The 16,919-nt window shown below is 50.0% G+C and carries 12 protein-coding genes; 8 read left to right on the forward strand and 4 right to left on the reverse strand.

The window, feature by feature from the left end; translation table 11 throughout:
- Nucleotides 1-99: 99 nt before the first annotated feature.
- Genes argJ through argH form a run of 6 tightly spaced genes read left to right on the forward strand, consistent with a single transcriptional unit; the run spans nucleotide 100 to nucleotide 7,072 of the window.
- Nucleotides 100-1,338 (forward strand): bifunctional ornithine acetyltransferase/N-acetylglutamate synthase, encoded by a 1,239-nt coding sequence (gene argJ, locus JFN88_RS11775; RefSeq protein ID WP_199019489.1) that lies wholly within the window; start codon nucleotides 100-102, stop codon nucleotides 1,336-1,338.
- A 37-nt stretch (nucleotides 1,339-1,375) separates the two neighbouring features.
- Entirely contained in the window at nucleotides 1,376-2,170 is a 795-nt protein-coding gene (gene argB / locus JFN88_RS11780) for an acetylglutamate kinase (RefSeq protein ID WP_199019520.1), read from the forward strand.
- A 16-nt stretch (nucleotides 2,171-2,186) separates the two neighbouring features.
- Nucleotides 2,187-3,389: an acetylornithine transaminase gene (gene argD / locus JFN88_RS11785; RefSeq protein ID WP_199019490.1), complete on the forward strand. Its 1,203-nt coding sequence runs from the start codon at nucleotides 2,187-2,189 to the stop codon at nucleotides 3,387-3,389.
- 17 nt (nucleotides 3,390-3,406) lie between these two features.
- Nucleotides 3,407-4,363: an ornithine carbamoyltransferase gene (gene argF / locus JFN88_RS11790; RefSeq protein ID WP_199019491.1), complete on the forward strand. Its 957-nt coding sequence runs from the start codon at nucleotides 3,407-3,409 to the stop codon at nucleotides 4,361-4,363.
- An 18-nt stretch (nucleotides 4,364-4,381) separates the two neighbouring features.
- Complete coding sequence (locus JFN88_RS11795; protein ID WP_199019492.1) at nucleotides 4,382-5,617, forward strand: argininosuccinate synthase; 1,236 nt, start codon at nucleotides 4,382-4,384, stop codon at nucleotides 5,615-5,617.
- Between the two features lie 39 nt (nucleotides 5,618-5,656).
- Nucleotides 5,657-7,072 carry an argininosuccinate lyase gene (argH, locus tag JFN88_RS11800; protein ID WP_199019493.1) on the forward strand — a complete coding sequence of 472 codons (1,416 nt, stop codon included), beginning with the start codon at nucleotides 5,657-5,659 and terminating at the stop codon, nucleotides 7,070-7,072.
- A 209-nt stretch (nucleotides 7,073-7,281) separates the two neighbouring features.
- Here argH and JFN88_RS11805 read toward each other — a convergent pair whose 3' ends face one another.
- The 4 genes from JFN88_RS11805 to JFN88_RS11820 form a co-directional block, all read right to left on the reverse strand.
- On the reverse strand, nucleotides 7,282-7,950 hold the full coding sequence (locus JFN88_RS11805; RefSeq protein WP_199019494.1) for an ABC transporter ATP-binding protein: 669 nt from the start codon (nucleotides 7,948-7,950) through the stop codon (nucleotides 7,282-7,284).
- 6 nt (nucleotides 7,951-7,956) lie between these two features.
- Nucleotides 7,957-9,222 carry a hypothetical protein gene (locus tag JFN88_RS11810; RefSeq protein WP_199019495.1) on the reverse strand — a complete coding sequence of 422 codons (1,266 nt, stop codon included), beginning with the start codon at nucleotides 9,220-9,222 and terminating at the stop codon, nucleotides 7,957-7,959.
- A complete protein-coding gene (locus JFN88_RS11815) occupies nucleotides 9,219-10,055 on the reverse strand; it encodes a hypothetical protein (protein ID WP_199019496.1) in 837 nt (278 codons plus the stop codon). The genes JFN88_RS11810 and JFN88_RS11815 overlap by 4 nt, the downstream gene beginning before the upstream one ends.
- Nucleotides 10,056-10,768: 713 nt before the next feature.
- Nucleotides 10,769-12,994 (reverse strand): MMPL family transporter, encoded by a 2,226-nt coding sequence (locus JFN88_RS11820; protein ID WP_199019497.1) that lies wholly within the window; start codon nucleotides 12,992-12,994, stop codon nucleotides 10,769-10,771.
- A 151-nt stretch (nucleotides 12,995-13,145) separates the two neighbouring features.
- Between JFN88_RS11820 and JFN88_RS11825 the strand changes: the two genes are divergently transcribed.
- Together JFN88_RS11825 and JFN88_RS11830 are read left to right on the forward strand one after the other, a co-directional pair.
- Nucleotides 13,146-14,906: an ABC transporter ATP-binding protein gene (locus JFN88_RS11825; protein ID WP_199019498.1), complete on the forward strand. Its 1,761-nt coding sequence runs from the start codon at nucleotides 13,146-13,148 to the stop codon at nucleotides 14,904-14,906.
- A complete protein-coding gene (locus JFN88_RS11830) occupies nucleotides 14,903-16,894 on the forward strand; it encodes an ABC transporter ATP-binding protein (RefSeq protein ID WP_199019499.1) in 1,992 nt (663 codons plus the stop codon). Before JFN88_RS11825 ends, JFN88_RS11830 begins: the two co-directional genes overlap by 4 nt.
- Nucleotides 16,895-16,919 lie beyond the last annotated feature (25 nt).

Here is a 16,919-nt window from a genome sequence, read left to right on the forward strand (position 1 = left end):
GCGGTATAGAACTGGAACCTGACTGCTGTGTAATTCAGCTAGCCGCGATTCATGTCTGACTGCAGCCGTTTACGCTTGACAAAGGAGTTTGAACGCGTCATGGAACAAGGCACTGGAGAAGTCTTCAAAGTTGTACCGGAAGGTTCAATTACTACGCCTAAGGGCTTTACGGCAGGGGGACTACATTGCGGACTGAAAAAAACAACGCGTCATGACTTGGGCGCAATCCTATGTGAGGTTCCGGCGGCGGCGGCCGGTGTCTACACCTTGAATCGGGTTCAAGCCGCGCCAATTAAAGTTACGAAGGACAGTATTGCCAATGGAGGCACGCTTCGGGCGGTGCTTGTGAACAGCGGCAATGCCAACGCTTGTACAGGAAAACAGGGAGAGGAAGACGCCTTTCAGATGCGCAAATCCTTTGCTGACGCGGCAGGTGTCTCCGAACAAGAGGTAGCTGTTGCTTCGACAGGTGTGATCGGCGAACTGCTGAAGATGGATCGCGTGTTGGACGGCATCGCTGGATTGCCACAAAGGCTGGGGGGTACAACGTCAGCGTCCGAGGATTTCTGCCAGGCGATTTTGACTACGGATTTGGTTCAGAAGATGGTATGCGTCTCTGTAGAGGTCGACGGCAAAACCGTTCATGTAGCAGGTGCGGCAAAAGGATCGGGAATGATTCATCCGAATATGGCAACCATGCTCGGCTTTGTAACGACGGATGTCAACATTGGCAGATCATCCCTCCAGCAATTGCTTGGGAAGGCTACTGATCTGACCTTTAACATGATTACCGTAGATGGTGATACGAGCACGAATGACATGCTTGTGGCCATGGCCAGCGGATTGGCCGGGAATCATGAGTTGACGCCTTCGCACCCGGATTATGCGGCATTTGCGGCAGCGCTGCAATACGTGTGTGAAGTGTTGGCAAAAGCGATTGCCCGCGATGGTGAGGGAGCGACCAAGCTGATTGAGGTGCAGGTTGAAGGAGCGGAAAGCAATCGGTCCGCACGTGCAATTGCCAAGACGATTATCGGGTCCTCATTGGTGAAATCCGCGGTATTCGGCGCAGATGCGAACTGGGGACGGATTATTGCAGCAGCAGGGCGGGCTGGCGAGCCGCTTAACCCGGATACAGTGGATATATACCTTGGCGAGATTGAGACCTTGAAGCAGTCCAGACCTGTGGTTTTTGACGAAGACGCCGCGCTGGAATATTTGAAGGGGGACACGGTAGTTATTCGCGTTCATCTTCACTTGGGCGAGGGGCAGGCGATTGGCTGGGGTTGTGATTTGACCTATGATTACGTACGGATTAACGCTGCCTACCGGACCTGATTTGAAGGATCGCCGTACAGATGAAGGAGCAATGGGGATGAAGGAACAGCGATTTGTAATGAAATGCGGCGGAAGCACGTTGGCGGCGCTCCCGTCCTCCTTTTTTGATGATTTGCGCCATTTGCAGGAGCAGGGCGTACGCCCTGTTATTGTACACGGCGGCGGTCCGGCGATTTCGGAGACGCTGGGCAAGCTGGGGATTGAATCCGAATTCGTGAACGGTCTGAGGAAAACAAGCGAAGCCGTACTGGACGTTGTGGAAATGGTGCTGGCAGGGCGCATTAATAAAGAAATTGTACGCAAGATCGGACAAAGTGGAGCCAAGGCGCTCGGAATCTCCGGCGTCGACGGCGGACTGATTCAGGTGCAGCCTGTAGCGAATCATGCGGAGATCGGGTTCGTGGGTGATGTAACGGAAGTCAATGCGGCTATTATCGAAGGCATCATGGCGATGACCTATATTCCTGTCATTGCCCCAATCGGAATTGACGGCGCAGGCCAGCGCTACAATATTAATGCGGACACGGCTGCCGGAGCCGTTGCTTCCCGCCTTGGCGTCGAGCGGATGATCGTCGTTACCGATGTGCCGGGTATTCTCAAGCAAGTTGACGGTGTGAAAAAAGTACTGCCGACAGTAACGATTGATGAAATTGAGGCAATGATCGCAAGCGGGGAAATATACGGCGGGATGATTCCAAAGGTGCGCGCAGCGATCCAGTGCATTCAAGGCTGTGTAAGCGAGGTAGTTATTGTCAGCGGGGAAGAAGAAGCTATTCTTAGCAAGGTGCTCCAGGGCAGCCAGGTAGGCACCCGAATTATAAAATCTGAATAGAAGGCAGGGGAAGATCATGAGTGAATCAGCACAAAGAGGGGGCGCATTGTTCCCGACATATGCCAGATATCCAATTGCGCTGGTAAAGGGCGACGGAAGCTGGCTCTGGGATGAGCAAGGCAACAAGTATCTGGATTTCATGTGCGGTATTGCGGTTACCAACCTTGGGCACGCCCCCGCGCAGGTCAAGGAAGCGCTCGTTAAGCAGCTTGATGAGCTGTGGCATGTATCCAACCTGTTCCATATTCCGAATCAGGAGGATGCAGCGAGGTTGCTGACGGAGAATAGCTGTGCGGATGCCGTGTTCTTCTGCAACTCCGGAGCAGAGGCGAATGAAGCTGCTATAAAGCTGGCTCGTCGCTACCATCAGAAGGTGCTGGAAAATGGACGGTATGAAATTATTACGCTGACCAATTCCTTTCACGGTCGCACGCTGGCTACGCTGACGGCAACCGGACAGGATAAAGTAAAGGAAGGATTTGGTCCGCTGCCAGAGGGCTTCCGCTATGTGCCGCTGCATGATCAGGCTGCTTTGGAAGCGGCTGTGAACGAGCATACCGCTGCCATTATGCTGGAGACCGTACAGGCAGAGGGCGGTGTATACTCGGTTCAGCAGGAGTACCTTGAATTCGTACGCGAACTGTGCGACAAGCATGGTGTGCTGCTGATTATTGATGAGATACAAACCGGTATGGGACGAACAGGCAAGTTGTTCTCTTTTGAGCATTATGGCGTTGAGCCGGATATTTTTACACTGGCAAAAGGGCTTGGAAGCGGCTTCCCTGTTGGCGCGATGCTGGCCAAAGAGAAACTGCGTGACGCATTTGCTCCCGGCAGCCATGGATCGACCTTTGGCGGAACGCCAATTGCGACTGCTGCAGTCAAGGCAACGGTCGAAACGATTGTAAGAGAAAAGGTGGCAGAACAAGCGAAGCAAGCGGGGGCTTACCTGACTGGCAAGCTGAAGGAGACATTGGCTGGCAATCCATTCGTCAAGGAAATCCGCGGCAAAGGTCTGATTATCGGTATCGAATGCGTACAGCCGGTATCAGATATCGTCACAGAGGCGCGCAATCGCGGTTTGCTGGTTGTAACCGCAGGGCCGAATGTGATCCGATTGCTGCCGAGCTTGATCATTACGAATGAAGAAATTGACCACGGGGTGCAAATTCTGGCGACGCTGCTGGCCGAGCAGGCGGCATCTACTGTGAAATCATAAATGAGGGAGTGAAAGCAATGCAAGGCACACTCAATGAAGAGCTGGCAGTCAGCTTGAAAGGACGGGATTTTCTCGGCCTGACCGACTTTACGTCTGAGGAAATCCGTTATCTTATCGATCTCGGCATTGAGCTGAAGCGCAAGCAAAAGGCAGGGGAAATCTATCAACCGCTAAAGGGAAAAACACTCGGGATGATTTTCGAAAAATCATCGACCCGTACACGCGTGTCGTTCGAGGTGGGGATGTATCAGCTAGGCGGTCATGCCTTGTTCCTGAGCCGCAATGATCTGCAGATCGGACGCGGAGAGACGGTATCGGATACGGCGCAAGTCATGTCCCGCTATCTGGACGGCATTATGATTCGCACCTTTGCACACCGCACCGTTGTAGATTTGGCAAGAGGGGCGACCGTACCGGTCATCAATGGTCTGACAGACCGTTCCCACCCATGCCAGGCGCTTGCCGATTACCAGACCGTTCTGGAGCACAAGGGCAAGCTCGAAGGCTTGAAGGTAGCCTATATCGGTGATGGCAACAATATGGTACATTCTTTAGTAATGGGCGCCGCGAAGCTGGGCATGCATATTTCCGTGGCGAGTCCTGCCGGCTATGAAGCGGATGAAGAAATTATGAGCCAGAGCAAGGATGTCGCTTCCCAGACCGGGTCGCAGATCCATGTGTGCCATGATCCGAAAGAAGCGATTGCCGATGCGGATATCGTCTATACGGATGTTTGGGCCAGCATGGGCTTCGAAGCGGAGCAAAAGGAACGTGAGCTTGCATTTGCAAATTATCAGGTGAACGACGAGCTTGTGAAATATGCGAAGAAGGATTACCTGTTCATGCACTGTCTGCCTGCCCACCGCGGCGAGGAAGTCAGCGAGAGCGTTATTGACGGCAAGCAATCGATTATTTTTGATCAGGCAGAGAATCGGCTGCACGCGCAAAAATCAATTATGGCTGCACTTATGTAAAGGGAGAGGATTTAAGCAATGGCAAAGGATAAAATTGTATTGGCATACTCGGGCGGGCTGGATACCTCCGTCATCCTGAAATGGCTCAAAGAGACCTACGATGCGGAAATCATCGCGTTTACCGCTGATATTGGACAAAAGGAAGAATTGGACGGTCTGGAAGAAAAAGCGCTCGCTACCGGCGCTTCCAAAGTATATATTGATGATCTGCGTGAAGAGTTCGCCCAAGATTTCATTAACCCGATGTTTCAGGCCGGAGCGCTGTATGAAGGCCAATATTTGCTCGGAACCTCCATTGCCCGTCCATTGATCGCCAAGCGGATGGTGGACATCGCCAGAGCGGAAGGCGCAATTGCAATTGCGCACGGCGCAACAGGCAAAGGAAATGACCAGGTGCGCTTCGAGTTGACGGCTGCGGCCTTGGCGCCTGAGATCAGTGTCATCGCGCCATGGCGTTTGGAGAGCTTCCGCGAGCAGTTCCCGGGCCGAGCGGAGATGATCGCATACGCCGAGAAGCACGGCATTCCGGTGCAGGCTTCCGCCTCCAAGCCATACTCTATGGACCGCAATCTGCTGCATATCAGTTTTGAGAGCGGCATGCTGGAAGATCCGTGGTTTGATGCAAGTGCGGATGAGAACCGCGACATGTATGTGTTGAGCGTGTCCCCGGAGGAAGCGCCGGATCAGGCTGAATATATTGAGCTGACCTTCGAGAGCGGGATTGCGACAGCGATCAACGGCGAATCACTGAGTCCGCTGGGTGTCATGGATAAGCTGAATGAACTTGGCGGCAAGCATGGCATCGGACGCGTGGATATGGTGGAGAACCGCTTCGTCGGCATGAAGAGCCGCGGCGTATATGAGACGCCGGGCGGTACCATTCTGTTCACTGCACATCGCAAAATAGAATCTTTGACCATGGACCGCGAAGTTATGCATCTGCGCGACTCCCTGATTTCCAAGTACAGCACATTGGTGTACAACGGCTTCTGGTTCGCTCCTGAGCGTCTGGCGCTGCAGGCGCTGGTTGCTGAAAGTCAGAAGAACGTAACAGGTGTCGTGCGTCTGAAGCTGTACAAGGGCAATGTTATCGGCGCAGGCGTGAAAAGCCCTGTCAGCCTTTACAACCCGGATATTGCCACAATGGAAGCTGATCCTACGCAAGCTTATGACCAAGGGGACGCAACTGGATTTATCCGTCTTAACGCCCTGCGCTTGAAGGTTTCCTCCGGTGTGGAGCAAAGCCGCAAGTAGGACGCTAACGAACCGGATTTCGAAAGGAGTGTTCACACGGTGAGCAAATTATGGGGCGGACGTTTTACGAAAAAAACCGACCAGTTGGTTGAGGAATATACAGCTTCAATCGAGTTTGACAAGGAGCTGGCACAGGAGGATATCCAGGGCAGTCTGGCGCATGTCACAATGCTGGGCAAGCAGGGCATTCTCCCTGCCGAGGATGTGGAGGCCATTCAGGATGGTCTTCACCGCGTGCTTCAACGAATCAAGCGTGGGGAAATCGAGTTCGCAATTGCGGACGAGGACATCCATATGAATATTGAAAAGGCGCTGATCGACGATATCGGTGCGGTGGGCGGCAAGCTGCATACCGGCCGCAGCCGGAACGACCAGGTTGCTACGGACATGCACCTTTACCTGCGCAAGCGGGTGGTTGAATTCGTCGGCCTGCTGCAGAAGCTTCAGGAAGCGCTGGTTGGGCAAGCCAGGGAAAATCTCGATACGATTGTGCCAGGCTATACTCACCTGCAGCGGGCGCAGCCGATCTTGTTCGCGCATCATTTGATGGCGTATGTGTCCATGTTTGGACGGGATATCGAGCGGCTTCAGGACAGCTACAAGCGGATCAACACATTGCCGCTCGGAGCGGGAGCGCTGGCCGGGACAACGTTTCCGATCGACCGCCATTTTGTAGCGGAGCAGCTTGGATTCGAGCGGGTCTATGAAAACAGCCTTGATGCAGTAAGCGACCGTGACTTCATCGTGGAGTTTTTGTCCCACGCTTCGTTGGTCATGATGCACTTGTCCCGTCTGAGCGAGGAGCTTATTCTGTGGTCGAGCACCGAATTCCGTTTCGTCGAGCTGGACGATGCGTTCTGTACGGGAAGCAGCATTATGCCGCAGAAGAAAAATCCGGATGTGCCAGAGCTTGTCCGGGGCAAAACCGGACGCGTCTATGGCGATCTGATCGGACTTCTGACTGTGCTCAAGTCGCTGCCGCTGGCGTATAACAAAGATATGCAGGAAGACAAGGAAGGCATGTTTGATACCGTACGGACAATGCAGGGGGCGCTCCAACTGTTTGCTCCAATGATCGCGACCATGAAGGTGAACAAGCAGCAGATGCGCCAGGCCGTCAATCAGGATTTCTCCAATGCGACAGATATTGCGGACTTCCTTGTCGGCAAAGGCTTGCCGTTCCGCCAGGCTCACGAGGTTATCGGCAAGACGGTTCTGTACTGCATTGAGAACAATAAATACCTGCTGGACCTGACGCTGGACGAATTCAAGCAATTCTCCCCGCTGTTCGATGACCGTATTTATCAGGTGCTGCAGCCGGAGCAGGTCGTCAATGCCCGCAATGTATACGGCGGTACGGCTACGATACAGGTAGAGGCAGCGATCGGGCGCGCGGAGCAGCAGCTTGCGCAAACAGCGGGCTGGGTTGAGGAATATTTGGAAAAGAGCAAATAGGACAGAAGCCTCTTGCTTGTCTCTTTCAAAAACTTTGATTTGCGCTTTTTTTTACCATTCTAATCATAAGGCGGTTTTGCGTAGCGACGCAGAGCTCGCCTTTTTATTTTATGTAGTTTTGCGTAGCGGAAGGAACCGTATCTAATGGAATGGTCACGCATAAAGCGAGCTACATGCGAGGAAACGGATTAGTAGCGCGTATCGCTCGCTTAGGGTACGCTGACAAGTTCGGATTGGGTGATCCTATAACGTTTATCGCATCTGGTCGCGATTTGCGCACTATGGGTAGCCACTATGATTGTCACCCCTTGCGAACGAATATGATGAAAACAGGCAATTACTTGTTCTACTGACTCATCATCCAGTGCAGAGGTTGGTTCATCCGCTACAATCAGCCCCGGGTTTCGAACAAGCGCCCGTAAAATACCGATTCGTTGTGCCTCGCCGCCGGACAGTTTTTCGATTCGCTTCTCAAACAGATGAGCAACGCCGAGTAAATCGCCGAAATGAAATAGGCGTTGCATAGCTGCAGCTTCTTCATCCGACTTTTGCTTGACTAACCAAAGGGGAACTTTTGCATTTTCCAATGCGGTTAGCTTGGGAATCATCGGACTATTCTGAGCAATGTAACCGATTTCCTTGCCTCGGATGGAACTTAATTCGTTCATGCTTTTGCCGCTAAGTGAAATCCCGTTCACCTGTATTTCGCCGGAAGTCGGCTTCTCCAGTCCGGCAACGAGATTGAGCAATGTGCTTTTCCCGACCCCGCTTCTGCCTTGCAGGGCGACCATTTCGCCGGATGGAACTCGCAATTGGATATTTTGGAATAAAAGCGTATCCTTGTATTCTTTCTTTACGTTCTCTAGCACTAGTCGCATATGGGATCAACCTTTCAATTGTTGCACGAGATCAAGCCTGCGAAACAACTTCTTCGACATTAGTTTAACCATTCCTACAAGCAGGAGTACTACAATGACAATCACCATGTAATAGACAACCAAGAAATAGAAGGGGTTCTCTACGATAATTATTAGAAGAGTAGTCGGAAACAAACTAGTAATCCCAATCGTCAGCATCAGTCTTCTGCTTGACAACATCTGAATGGAATCCATTGTTGCACCGCTAATCAACATTACCATATAAACCGGTATATTACGCTTAATTAACAAGGATAAGGTCCAAAGGTATAGCCCTGCTAACATGAAACCCGTCGTTATGCTGACAATAAAGAGAAGCAAGCGATTGGTATCTGTCATCTTCGATAGTGCCAGAATTGATAAGCTTTCTGCTCCGATGATGCTATAGGCTTCAAAGTTTGACTCAACATTGATCGGTTCGAGGGCAGCCCTCAGCTCCATAGGAGACAGATTCGTGATTATCGTGCCATTCATATGGCTATATAGAGAGGCTTTTGCGAAGATACCCTCTGTATTCTTGGGAGGTTCCTTGAAATACCGAACAGGTAAAATCACGCTTCGATCAATCACTGCCTCAGGGTCATTCATCGTAAATATTCTTTGTTGAGGCTTAAGAATGCCCGTCACGACACCATTAAAATGCCGAGAATAGTGCAGAAGCTCCAAACGGTCCCCTACCTGATAGATGCCTTTATAAGCTGCACCAAGCAGAATCGGAATGTCCTTATCTTCTTCGAAGAAATATGAATTAGAGGAAAAAAAACTACCTTCTTGCAAACCAATATTATTATATTCGAATACCTTTGCGTTAATCTGGAACGATGCGACTGTCGCATATGATTTACCTTCAAACTCGCGTATTTGAAGCCCTCTACCAGGTTCATAGTAAGGACCAAACTGCTGGTCTATTTTGAAATCAGCAAGTTCTATAGGTTGCCACACGGCATTGTAGTAGTCAAATTTATTGGATTGGCGAAGTTTTTGACCGAATTGATACAAAATAGAAAAACTGTTTGGATTTGAGAAAAACAATTTCTCCTGCTCGTTGTATAAATTATCGGAAATTTGGTATACATTTTTCCCGTTGAACTGATGAGCAGCAGTTGTCTCTATGTTCGATTTTTGCAGGTTAAGGATTAATACTAGGATCAGTGAACAAAATAGTATAGCTGCTACCCCACTAAGTACATTTAAATAAGGGGTCTGCTTGAATAATAATTTGCGAACTTTCAAAATCGCTTACCACCTTTTTGAACCGACTCCTTAATAATCGTAAACCCAAGAGTAATCAGTAGAACCAGCCAGCCAGCGCAGACAAAGTACGTCAACTTATAAAGCCATACGTTATCCCATAATGGGTTAATGAATTTAAATGTCAAGAATAAGACGAGTAATCCGCTGGAGCTAAAAAAATACGGCAGCAACTTCTGCTGCACCAAAAAACCGGTAATGCGCCAATAGGAACTTCCTGAAAAATAAAACACCTTTATTACGGCGTTATCCTTCCGTATCCACATAAAAATCACCAGGACTTTCATGATCGCCAAAAAAAGTATGGAAACCGTCAGAAAAGCTGGGAACATTCGGTTTGACTCAAGCACATAAGTCCCGAATTGATCCCTGGGAATCAGCTCATACTTCTCACTGCCAATAAGCCTATCCAATACTTTCCTAGCATTTCCTGAAGGTGTAGAGAAATCAAAGTTTGTTCCGTTAGTCAGTTCGATAGCCGCCTCTTTGCTGACTAACCATATTTGGGATTGTAGCCGATAGGAATGTGGCGTATGGAAATAGCCAATGATTTCATAGGACTTTGGTATGTTGGCTATCGTACCGACCATTTTCCCAATAAGCGCATATTTGGTTCGCTCCGCCGTGCTCATGCCTGAAATATAGTCGATTGGAGGAAGCTTAACGTGACCGTTAACGTGTACATACTTAAAATAAGGGGAAATGCTGTCATATTGCATCAATATGTAATTGGCCTTATGGTTCTTCAGTTTGCCTTCCCATCCTTTAGTGCGAAACGAAAGTGAATCTTTATTTAGATAGCCATTGTTAATCATATTAATCTGGTCTAAGTATGAGATGAACCAAAAAGCGCAGCCTGCAAGCAAGCAAATGAAATGCAAGATTAAAATATAACGGGTTTTATCCATGAGTTGACTATAATTTTTCTTCTTTTCAAAAAAATCATCCTTTCAATCAATTTTTAATGAAATGCTTACCAGCGATTTCAACAAGCTACTAGGTTTCACTTATTGATATATATGACACGAAAAATTGTACTATATTTGTTATATATTATCAATAATTGCCAATCGTGCATTTATAGGGATTCATCCTGAATCCATGAAAAGATTTGACGGGAGCAGGTCGATGAGCGCAAGAATGGGCGGTTAACGTTTTAAGAGACTGATCCCGATGAAAGCGTATGGGTTTCAAGACCGCACCTCCGTGGTGCCGATCTATGTCTGCGAGTACGCTAGCGACGTCGCTTTCTTCAATCACCTTCAGATTATGGACGGCGGCGTCGAACAAAATTTGCATGCAGATATGGTTGGCGATACGAGGGAGCCCCCCAATAGTATGATTAGTACACAAAAACCCGTAAGAGTTCACTTTTTTAAGTGTCCATCTTACGGGTTTCTTTTCGCCCACAAACAAAAGGAAGACCTGTCGTATCACAGACGGTCTTCCTCTAAAGATGAATCATTAAGCGTAACCTCCTGAGCCGCAAACTTGTTGAAGGCTTCACCATTACAACCAGAGCAGACAATTAATCCGCTCGTCCCTCATCCCGCATTTTCCTACCCTGAATAAAACGGGGAGCCCACCAGTTCCATTTGCCGAGCAGCTTCATCATGGACGGAACGAGCACCATCCGGACGATTGTCGCATCAATGAAGATGGCGAGAGCGATGCCGACGCCAAGCTGTTTGATAGGCATGACGCCTGTAAAAGCGAAAGCCCCTGTAATGACAATCATAATCGCGGCGGCGGACGTAATGATTTTGCTTGTAAGCGCAAGCCCTTCTAAGGTCGCTTGATCATTGTCCTGTGTTTGGCGGTAGATCTCCTGAATTCGCGAAATGAGGAAGACCTCGTAATCGGTGCTCAACCCGAAAACAATGCTGAAGATGAAAATCGGGATAAACAGAGCAATGCTTGAAGGCTCCATTCCAAGCAGACCGTCCTGAAAAATCCATACGAGCAGACCGAAGGTTGCGCACAAACTCAGAGCGTTCATCAAAATGGCTTTCAGAGGGATGAGCACAGAGCGGAAGGCGAGCAGCAGCACCAGATAGGTGGCGCCAAAAATCAGCGCAAGGCTATACACCGCTTTGGTGGAAATTTCATCGAATATTTCCTGATTAAATTTGGCATAGCCGCCGATTTTTAATTGCAGCCCATTGTCTTCGCGTTCCCAGCTCTTGACCCATTTTTTAGTTGCCTTTGCAAAGTTGTCTCCTTTAAGCTGAACGCGCAGCAGAGCCAAATTATCGCTCAGCATCGCTTCCTTTATTGGAGCGAGTTGCTGAACTGCCGCGGGACTATCCATCATAGCCTGCCATTGCTCTGCATTTACACCCCCGGCCAGCGTAAAGATGGATTCAACTTGTTCCACATAAGGGTCCTTCTGCAGTTTCTGCTGCAACTGGTATAAGCGCTGTAAGGCATCTTGCTGGCTGTAGCTTTCCGGCGCTTGCGCCAGGACAACGATGGAAGCATGATGACTGGCGATAAAGGTCTCCTCATACAAGTTATACGCTATCCGCGATTCATAGTGTTCCGGGAGTGAAGTCGTGTCAGGCACTCGCAAATCCATATTACGGATCGGGATCATGGCCGCCAGCAGCAACAGGAAGGCAGACAGTGCCATAAGAACAGGACGCTTCATAACATTTCGCGAGAAGCGCAGCCAGATGCCGTCCGGAGATGATACTGAGGTGCGGGTACGGTTCCTTAACACCATAAATCGATTTATGCGATGGCCGAGCAATGACAATAATGCGGGAAGAAGCGTAAGGGCCGAGAGAATAGAGAACAGCACGACTGTCATGCCCCCGAGTGCGATGACTTTGAAAATATCGACCTGGATGAACAGCATGCCCGCCAGTCCAATGAAGACACATAGCCCGGAGAAAATGATCGACTCGCCTGCTGTTTGTACCGAAATGCGGGTCGCTACCTCGACTGAGTGCTGGGCCAGCTCTTGCCGAAAACGGTTGACAAATAGCAGAGCGAAATCGATGCCAAGCGCAAGCCCCAACATAACGATGACATTGAGCAGGAATACAGACAGATCCATCTGCAAGCCGAAGAAGTACAGCACGCCCATTGTGCAGACAACACTGATCAGCCCGACGATGAGCGGCAGTCCCGCGGCAATAAGTCCGCCAAAGGCCAGCAGCAGGACGATAAGCGCGACCGGAAGTCCGATCATTTCGGCCCGTGTCAAGTCCTCCTGGCTGGCTGTATTCAAATCATTCTCAATGATCGGCGCTCCTGTAAGTTTGACGGGAATGCCTTCTTTTTTCAGTCCGTTGACAGCATCTTGAATCGAGCTCAAATTGTCTTTCATATGCTTGGCTTCCAGATCAAATCCTAGCGCGGCATAAGCGACCCCGTCCTTCATCATTTTGTCGCTCGCCGACACTCCTTTTCCTTCAAAAGGGCCCGTCGCAGTAGCAAGCCCCTGCAACGGCAGTGCGAGAAGCCTGTCCATCGTTTGTCTGATTTGCGCTTCGAACTTGCTGTAATCTCCGTCCACAGACTGTTCAAACAGCAGCAGAACCGTAGTATCATAGACTTTAAAACGGTCTTTAAGAAGCTGGTTCACCTCCTGGAAGGAACCTTTCATCGTGAAGCCGTTCCCTTTAAGCACCCCAGGAAGCTGGACTGCAAATACAGCCAGACCTAACACCGCAATGATCCATACGGCTACAATCCATTTGCGCAGTCTGTAGGCTGTCAAGCCAAGTTTGCCAAGCCAATGTTCCATAAAGGCTCCCACCTATGCATGTATGTTTATGTCAATGTCTGCTGCTATCGTAACTGAAACGGAATGCCGATTTCAACTTTGAGCTGGAACAGGTTTTAAAATATTCACCTTCCCTGTACAATATAGGGAATAGATGATGGGGGGCGTTTATTTGTCGTTTATAACGAAGCTGGGCTGGTTTTTTCGCAAACGCTGGCTCTTATATGTGCTCATTGTATTCCTAATGTCTTCTACTAGCTACCTGAATAGTGTAGCGCCCCGTCTCGTAGGGAATGCCATAGACAAGATGAAGGCCGGGCTGCTGACACAGGCCCTTCTTATGGAGACAGTCGGGCTATTGATCGGAATCGCGATTGTGATGTATTTGTTTATTTATGCATGGAATAATTTGTTGTTCGGCAGTGCGGCTCTGCTAGACAAGCAGCTTCGGGACCGCTTATTCGGTCATTGGACGAGGATGACACCTTCCTTCTTCCAGCGCAACCGCTCCGGTGAACTGATGGCGCTGGCATCCAACGATATCCAGGCAGTCAGCAATACGGCTGGATTTGGCGTGGTGACACTGGTCAATACAGTGGTGATTACCTCGGTTGTTATGGTATCCATGATCCTGTTTGTCAGCTTCAAGCTGATGATTGCGGCCCTGCTGCCGCTTCCTCTGCTGGCGCTGGCGATCAATCGGCTGGGTAAGTCACTGCGCAATCGATTCATTTTGGCTCAAGAATCATTCGGGCAAATGAATGATCATGTGCTGGAGTCTATTTCGGTCATGCGCGTCATCCGCTCCTATGTGCAGGAAGAGAAGGATATGGAGGCATTTGAGCGGGTGACAGGCGAAGTCATGGAAAAGAATATCAGAGTTGCTTATGTGAACGCTCTTTTTCAGCCTGCGATATCTATCATAGTGGGCATCAGTTTTGCAATCGGGATCGGCTACGGTTCTTTTCTTGTCTTCAACAATGAAATTACTTTAGGGCAACTGGTTACGTTTAATATTTACCTGGGACTGCTGATATGGCCGATGATTGCATTCGGCGAGTTCATTAATATTTTACAGCGGGGCAATGCATCTGTGAACCGCATACAGGATAATTTGAACCAGCGGCAGGAAGTAAGCGATGCGGATAAGCCTATGGAGCTTGTCCATCCCGGTCTGATTGAATTCAAAGGGCTTACGTTCCGTTATCCGGAGGCGAATACGGACAGTCTTACGGACCTGACGCTGACAATCCGCCGCGGGGAAACATTGGGCATTGTTGGCCGCACGGGAAGCGGCAAGAGCACGCTGCTGAAGCAACTGCTAAGGCAGTATCCGCTGCCGGAGCGCAGCCTGCTGATTGACGGCGCTCCGCTTGAGCGCATTGCCATTCATCATGTCCGCAGTTGGGTCGGATATGTCCCGCAGGAGCATCTGCTGCAGTCCCGGACAATCCGCGAAAATATTTCACTCGGCAAGCCGAACGCTACTGATTCCGAGCTTGCAGCAGTCCTGGAACTTGCATTTCTCAAACATGACGTTGAGCAGATGGAGCAGGGACTCGAAACTATTGTAGGGGAAAATGGAGTTGCCTTGTCCGGGGGACAAAAGCAGCGGGTTGGCATCGCGCGGGCGCTGCTGATTGACCCCGATATCCTTATACTGGATGATGCATTATCTGCGGTAGACGCTCGTACCGAGCATGCGATTTTAGAGCAAATAAGGCGAACACGCGAGGGTCGCACGACACTAATTGCTACTCATCGACTGACGGCTGTTGCCCATGCACAGCAAATTATTGTGCTTGACAACGGCCATATCACAGAATCGGGAACTCATGATCAACTGATGGAGCTTGGGGGCTGGTATTGCCTGCAGTATAACAGGCAAAAACTTGAGCAGGCCCTGCTGACGGACGGGAAGGAGGAGTTATGACCAAGCCGGGCAATACTTCAGTATCCAGACGGTTAGTAGGCTATGTACTGCTGTTCAGACGGCAGGTAATTGCGGCGCTTGTCATCTTGGTTGTAGCGATGGCAGCCCAACTGGCCGGACCATATATTGCGAAAATCATTATAGACGATCATATCTTGGCAATTGAGCAGGCGTGGATTGAACTGCCCCAGGATCAGGCTCCCGTTTCCGTCAATCATGTGAATTACCGGGAACAGGCGTTTATCCGTGCAGACTGGCTGCAAGCGGAGGAAAGGGATGCGCTGCAAGCTTATCCGATTGTGCATATCAAGCAGGAAGGAGCAGCGTTCTTGCTGGAGAGCGCCGCATATGGCAATATCCGGCTGACCGCTTCCGAGACGGCGGATTTCTACAGCTATGACATGCAGCCGGTACTGCTTTTGATCGGGCTTATTATCCTGCTTGCGATCATTGCAAGTGTCCTTAACTTTATTCAGAGCTATATGTTGCAGGCGGTGGCTCAGCGCGTCGTACAACGTATCCGGATGGATGTATTCCGAAATTTGCACCGTATGCCGGTCCGTTATTTTGACAACACGCCACTCGGGCAGGTTGTCTCACGTGTTGCCAATGACACGGAGAACATTAAGGAATTGTACATGAGTTTCATGTCGACCTTTGTCGTTAGCGGATTGAACATCCTGGGTGTTTTTGGAGCGTTGTTGTTTCTGGACTGGCGGATGGCGTTGGTCTGTTTCTTGCTGCTGCCAATCTATGCGGGCATTATGGCGCTCCATCTGAAATTTTCCCGCAAGTATGTGGCAGCGATTCGCGCCCGGCTCGCGGAGATGAATGCGATGCTTAGCGAAGTCATTCAAATTATGCCTGTGCTCCAGGTGTTCCGCCGTGAAAAGGCGGTTCAGGAGGAATTCGAGAGGCTGAATGAAGACCGCTACCAGAATCAGCGTACGCAATTTCGGATATTTTCATTTTCGGGGCGGAATGCGGTGTATCTGGTAGGCCGAATTTTTACGGCTATGATTATCTGGTACTTCGGCAGCGGATCGCTGGAAGGCGCCATCTCCTTTGGGGTCTTTTACGCATTTATTGATTATTTGGGCCGGATATTTGAGCCGATTATTGGGATCTTCGATCAGTTGATGAACGCACAACGTGCCGTTGTGTCTGCGGAGCGGGTATTCGAGCTGATGGATGAACCAGGGAAAGAAGTCGAAGCAGGCGTGAATCCTCCAAGGCCGCAGGGACATGTGGAATTCAAAGGGGTCACTTTCGGCTACCAGCCGGATCAACCGGTATTGAAAGAAATTTCATTTGAAGCAAGCAGGGGGGAAACCGTCGCGCTTGTCGGGCATACCGGTTCTGGAAAAAGCTCAATCATGAACCTGCTGCTCGGATTTTACGAGCCGAATGCGGGACAGATTCTTATCGACGGCGCTGATATTGCGGGCATGTCCAGACAGGAACTGCGCCGTCATATGGGGATCGTGCTGCAGGACCCGTTCCTGTTCACGGGGGATATTCGGTTCAATGTTAGTTTATATAATGATGAAATGGTTGAGGCCGATGTGCAGCGGGCACTGGATGAGGTAGGTGCGGCTGACTTTGTCGGCAAGTTGCCAAAAGGTCTGCAAGAGCCGGTCGTCGAACGGGGATCGACGTTGTCAGCGGGCCAGAGACAGCTTATCTCATTTGCACGTGCCCTTGCTTTTGATCCTGCAATTCTGATACTGGATGAGGCGACTTCAAGCATCGATAGCGAGACAGAGTCTGTTATTCAAAGAGCGCTTGAAGTATTGCGTCATGGCCGTACGACATTCATTATCGCCCATCGCCTTTCCACGATAAAAGATGCGGACCGCATCCTTGTACTCCACCGCGGGCATATTGTGGAGCGAGGTACGCATGAGGAACTGATGGCGCTGCAGGGCCGCTATTATCGCATGTACCAGCTTCAGAGCAGCGAGGGAGCTGTGTCCGTAAATGTATAAGTTGAATTAAAGAAAGTCAGGCAAG

Source organism: Paenibacillus roseus (assembly GCF_016424485.1).
Classification (GTDB): Bacteria; Bacillota; Bacilli; order Paenibacillales; family Paenibacillaceae; genus Paenibacillus_D; species Paenibacillus_D roseus.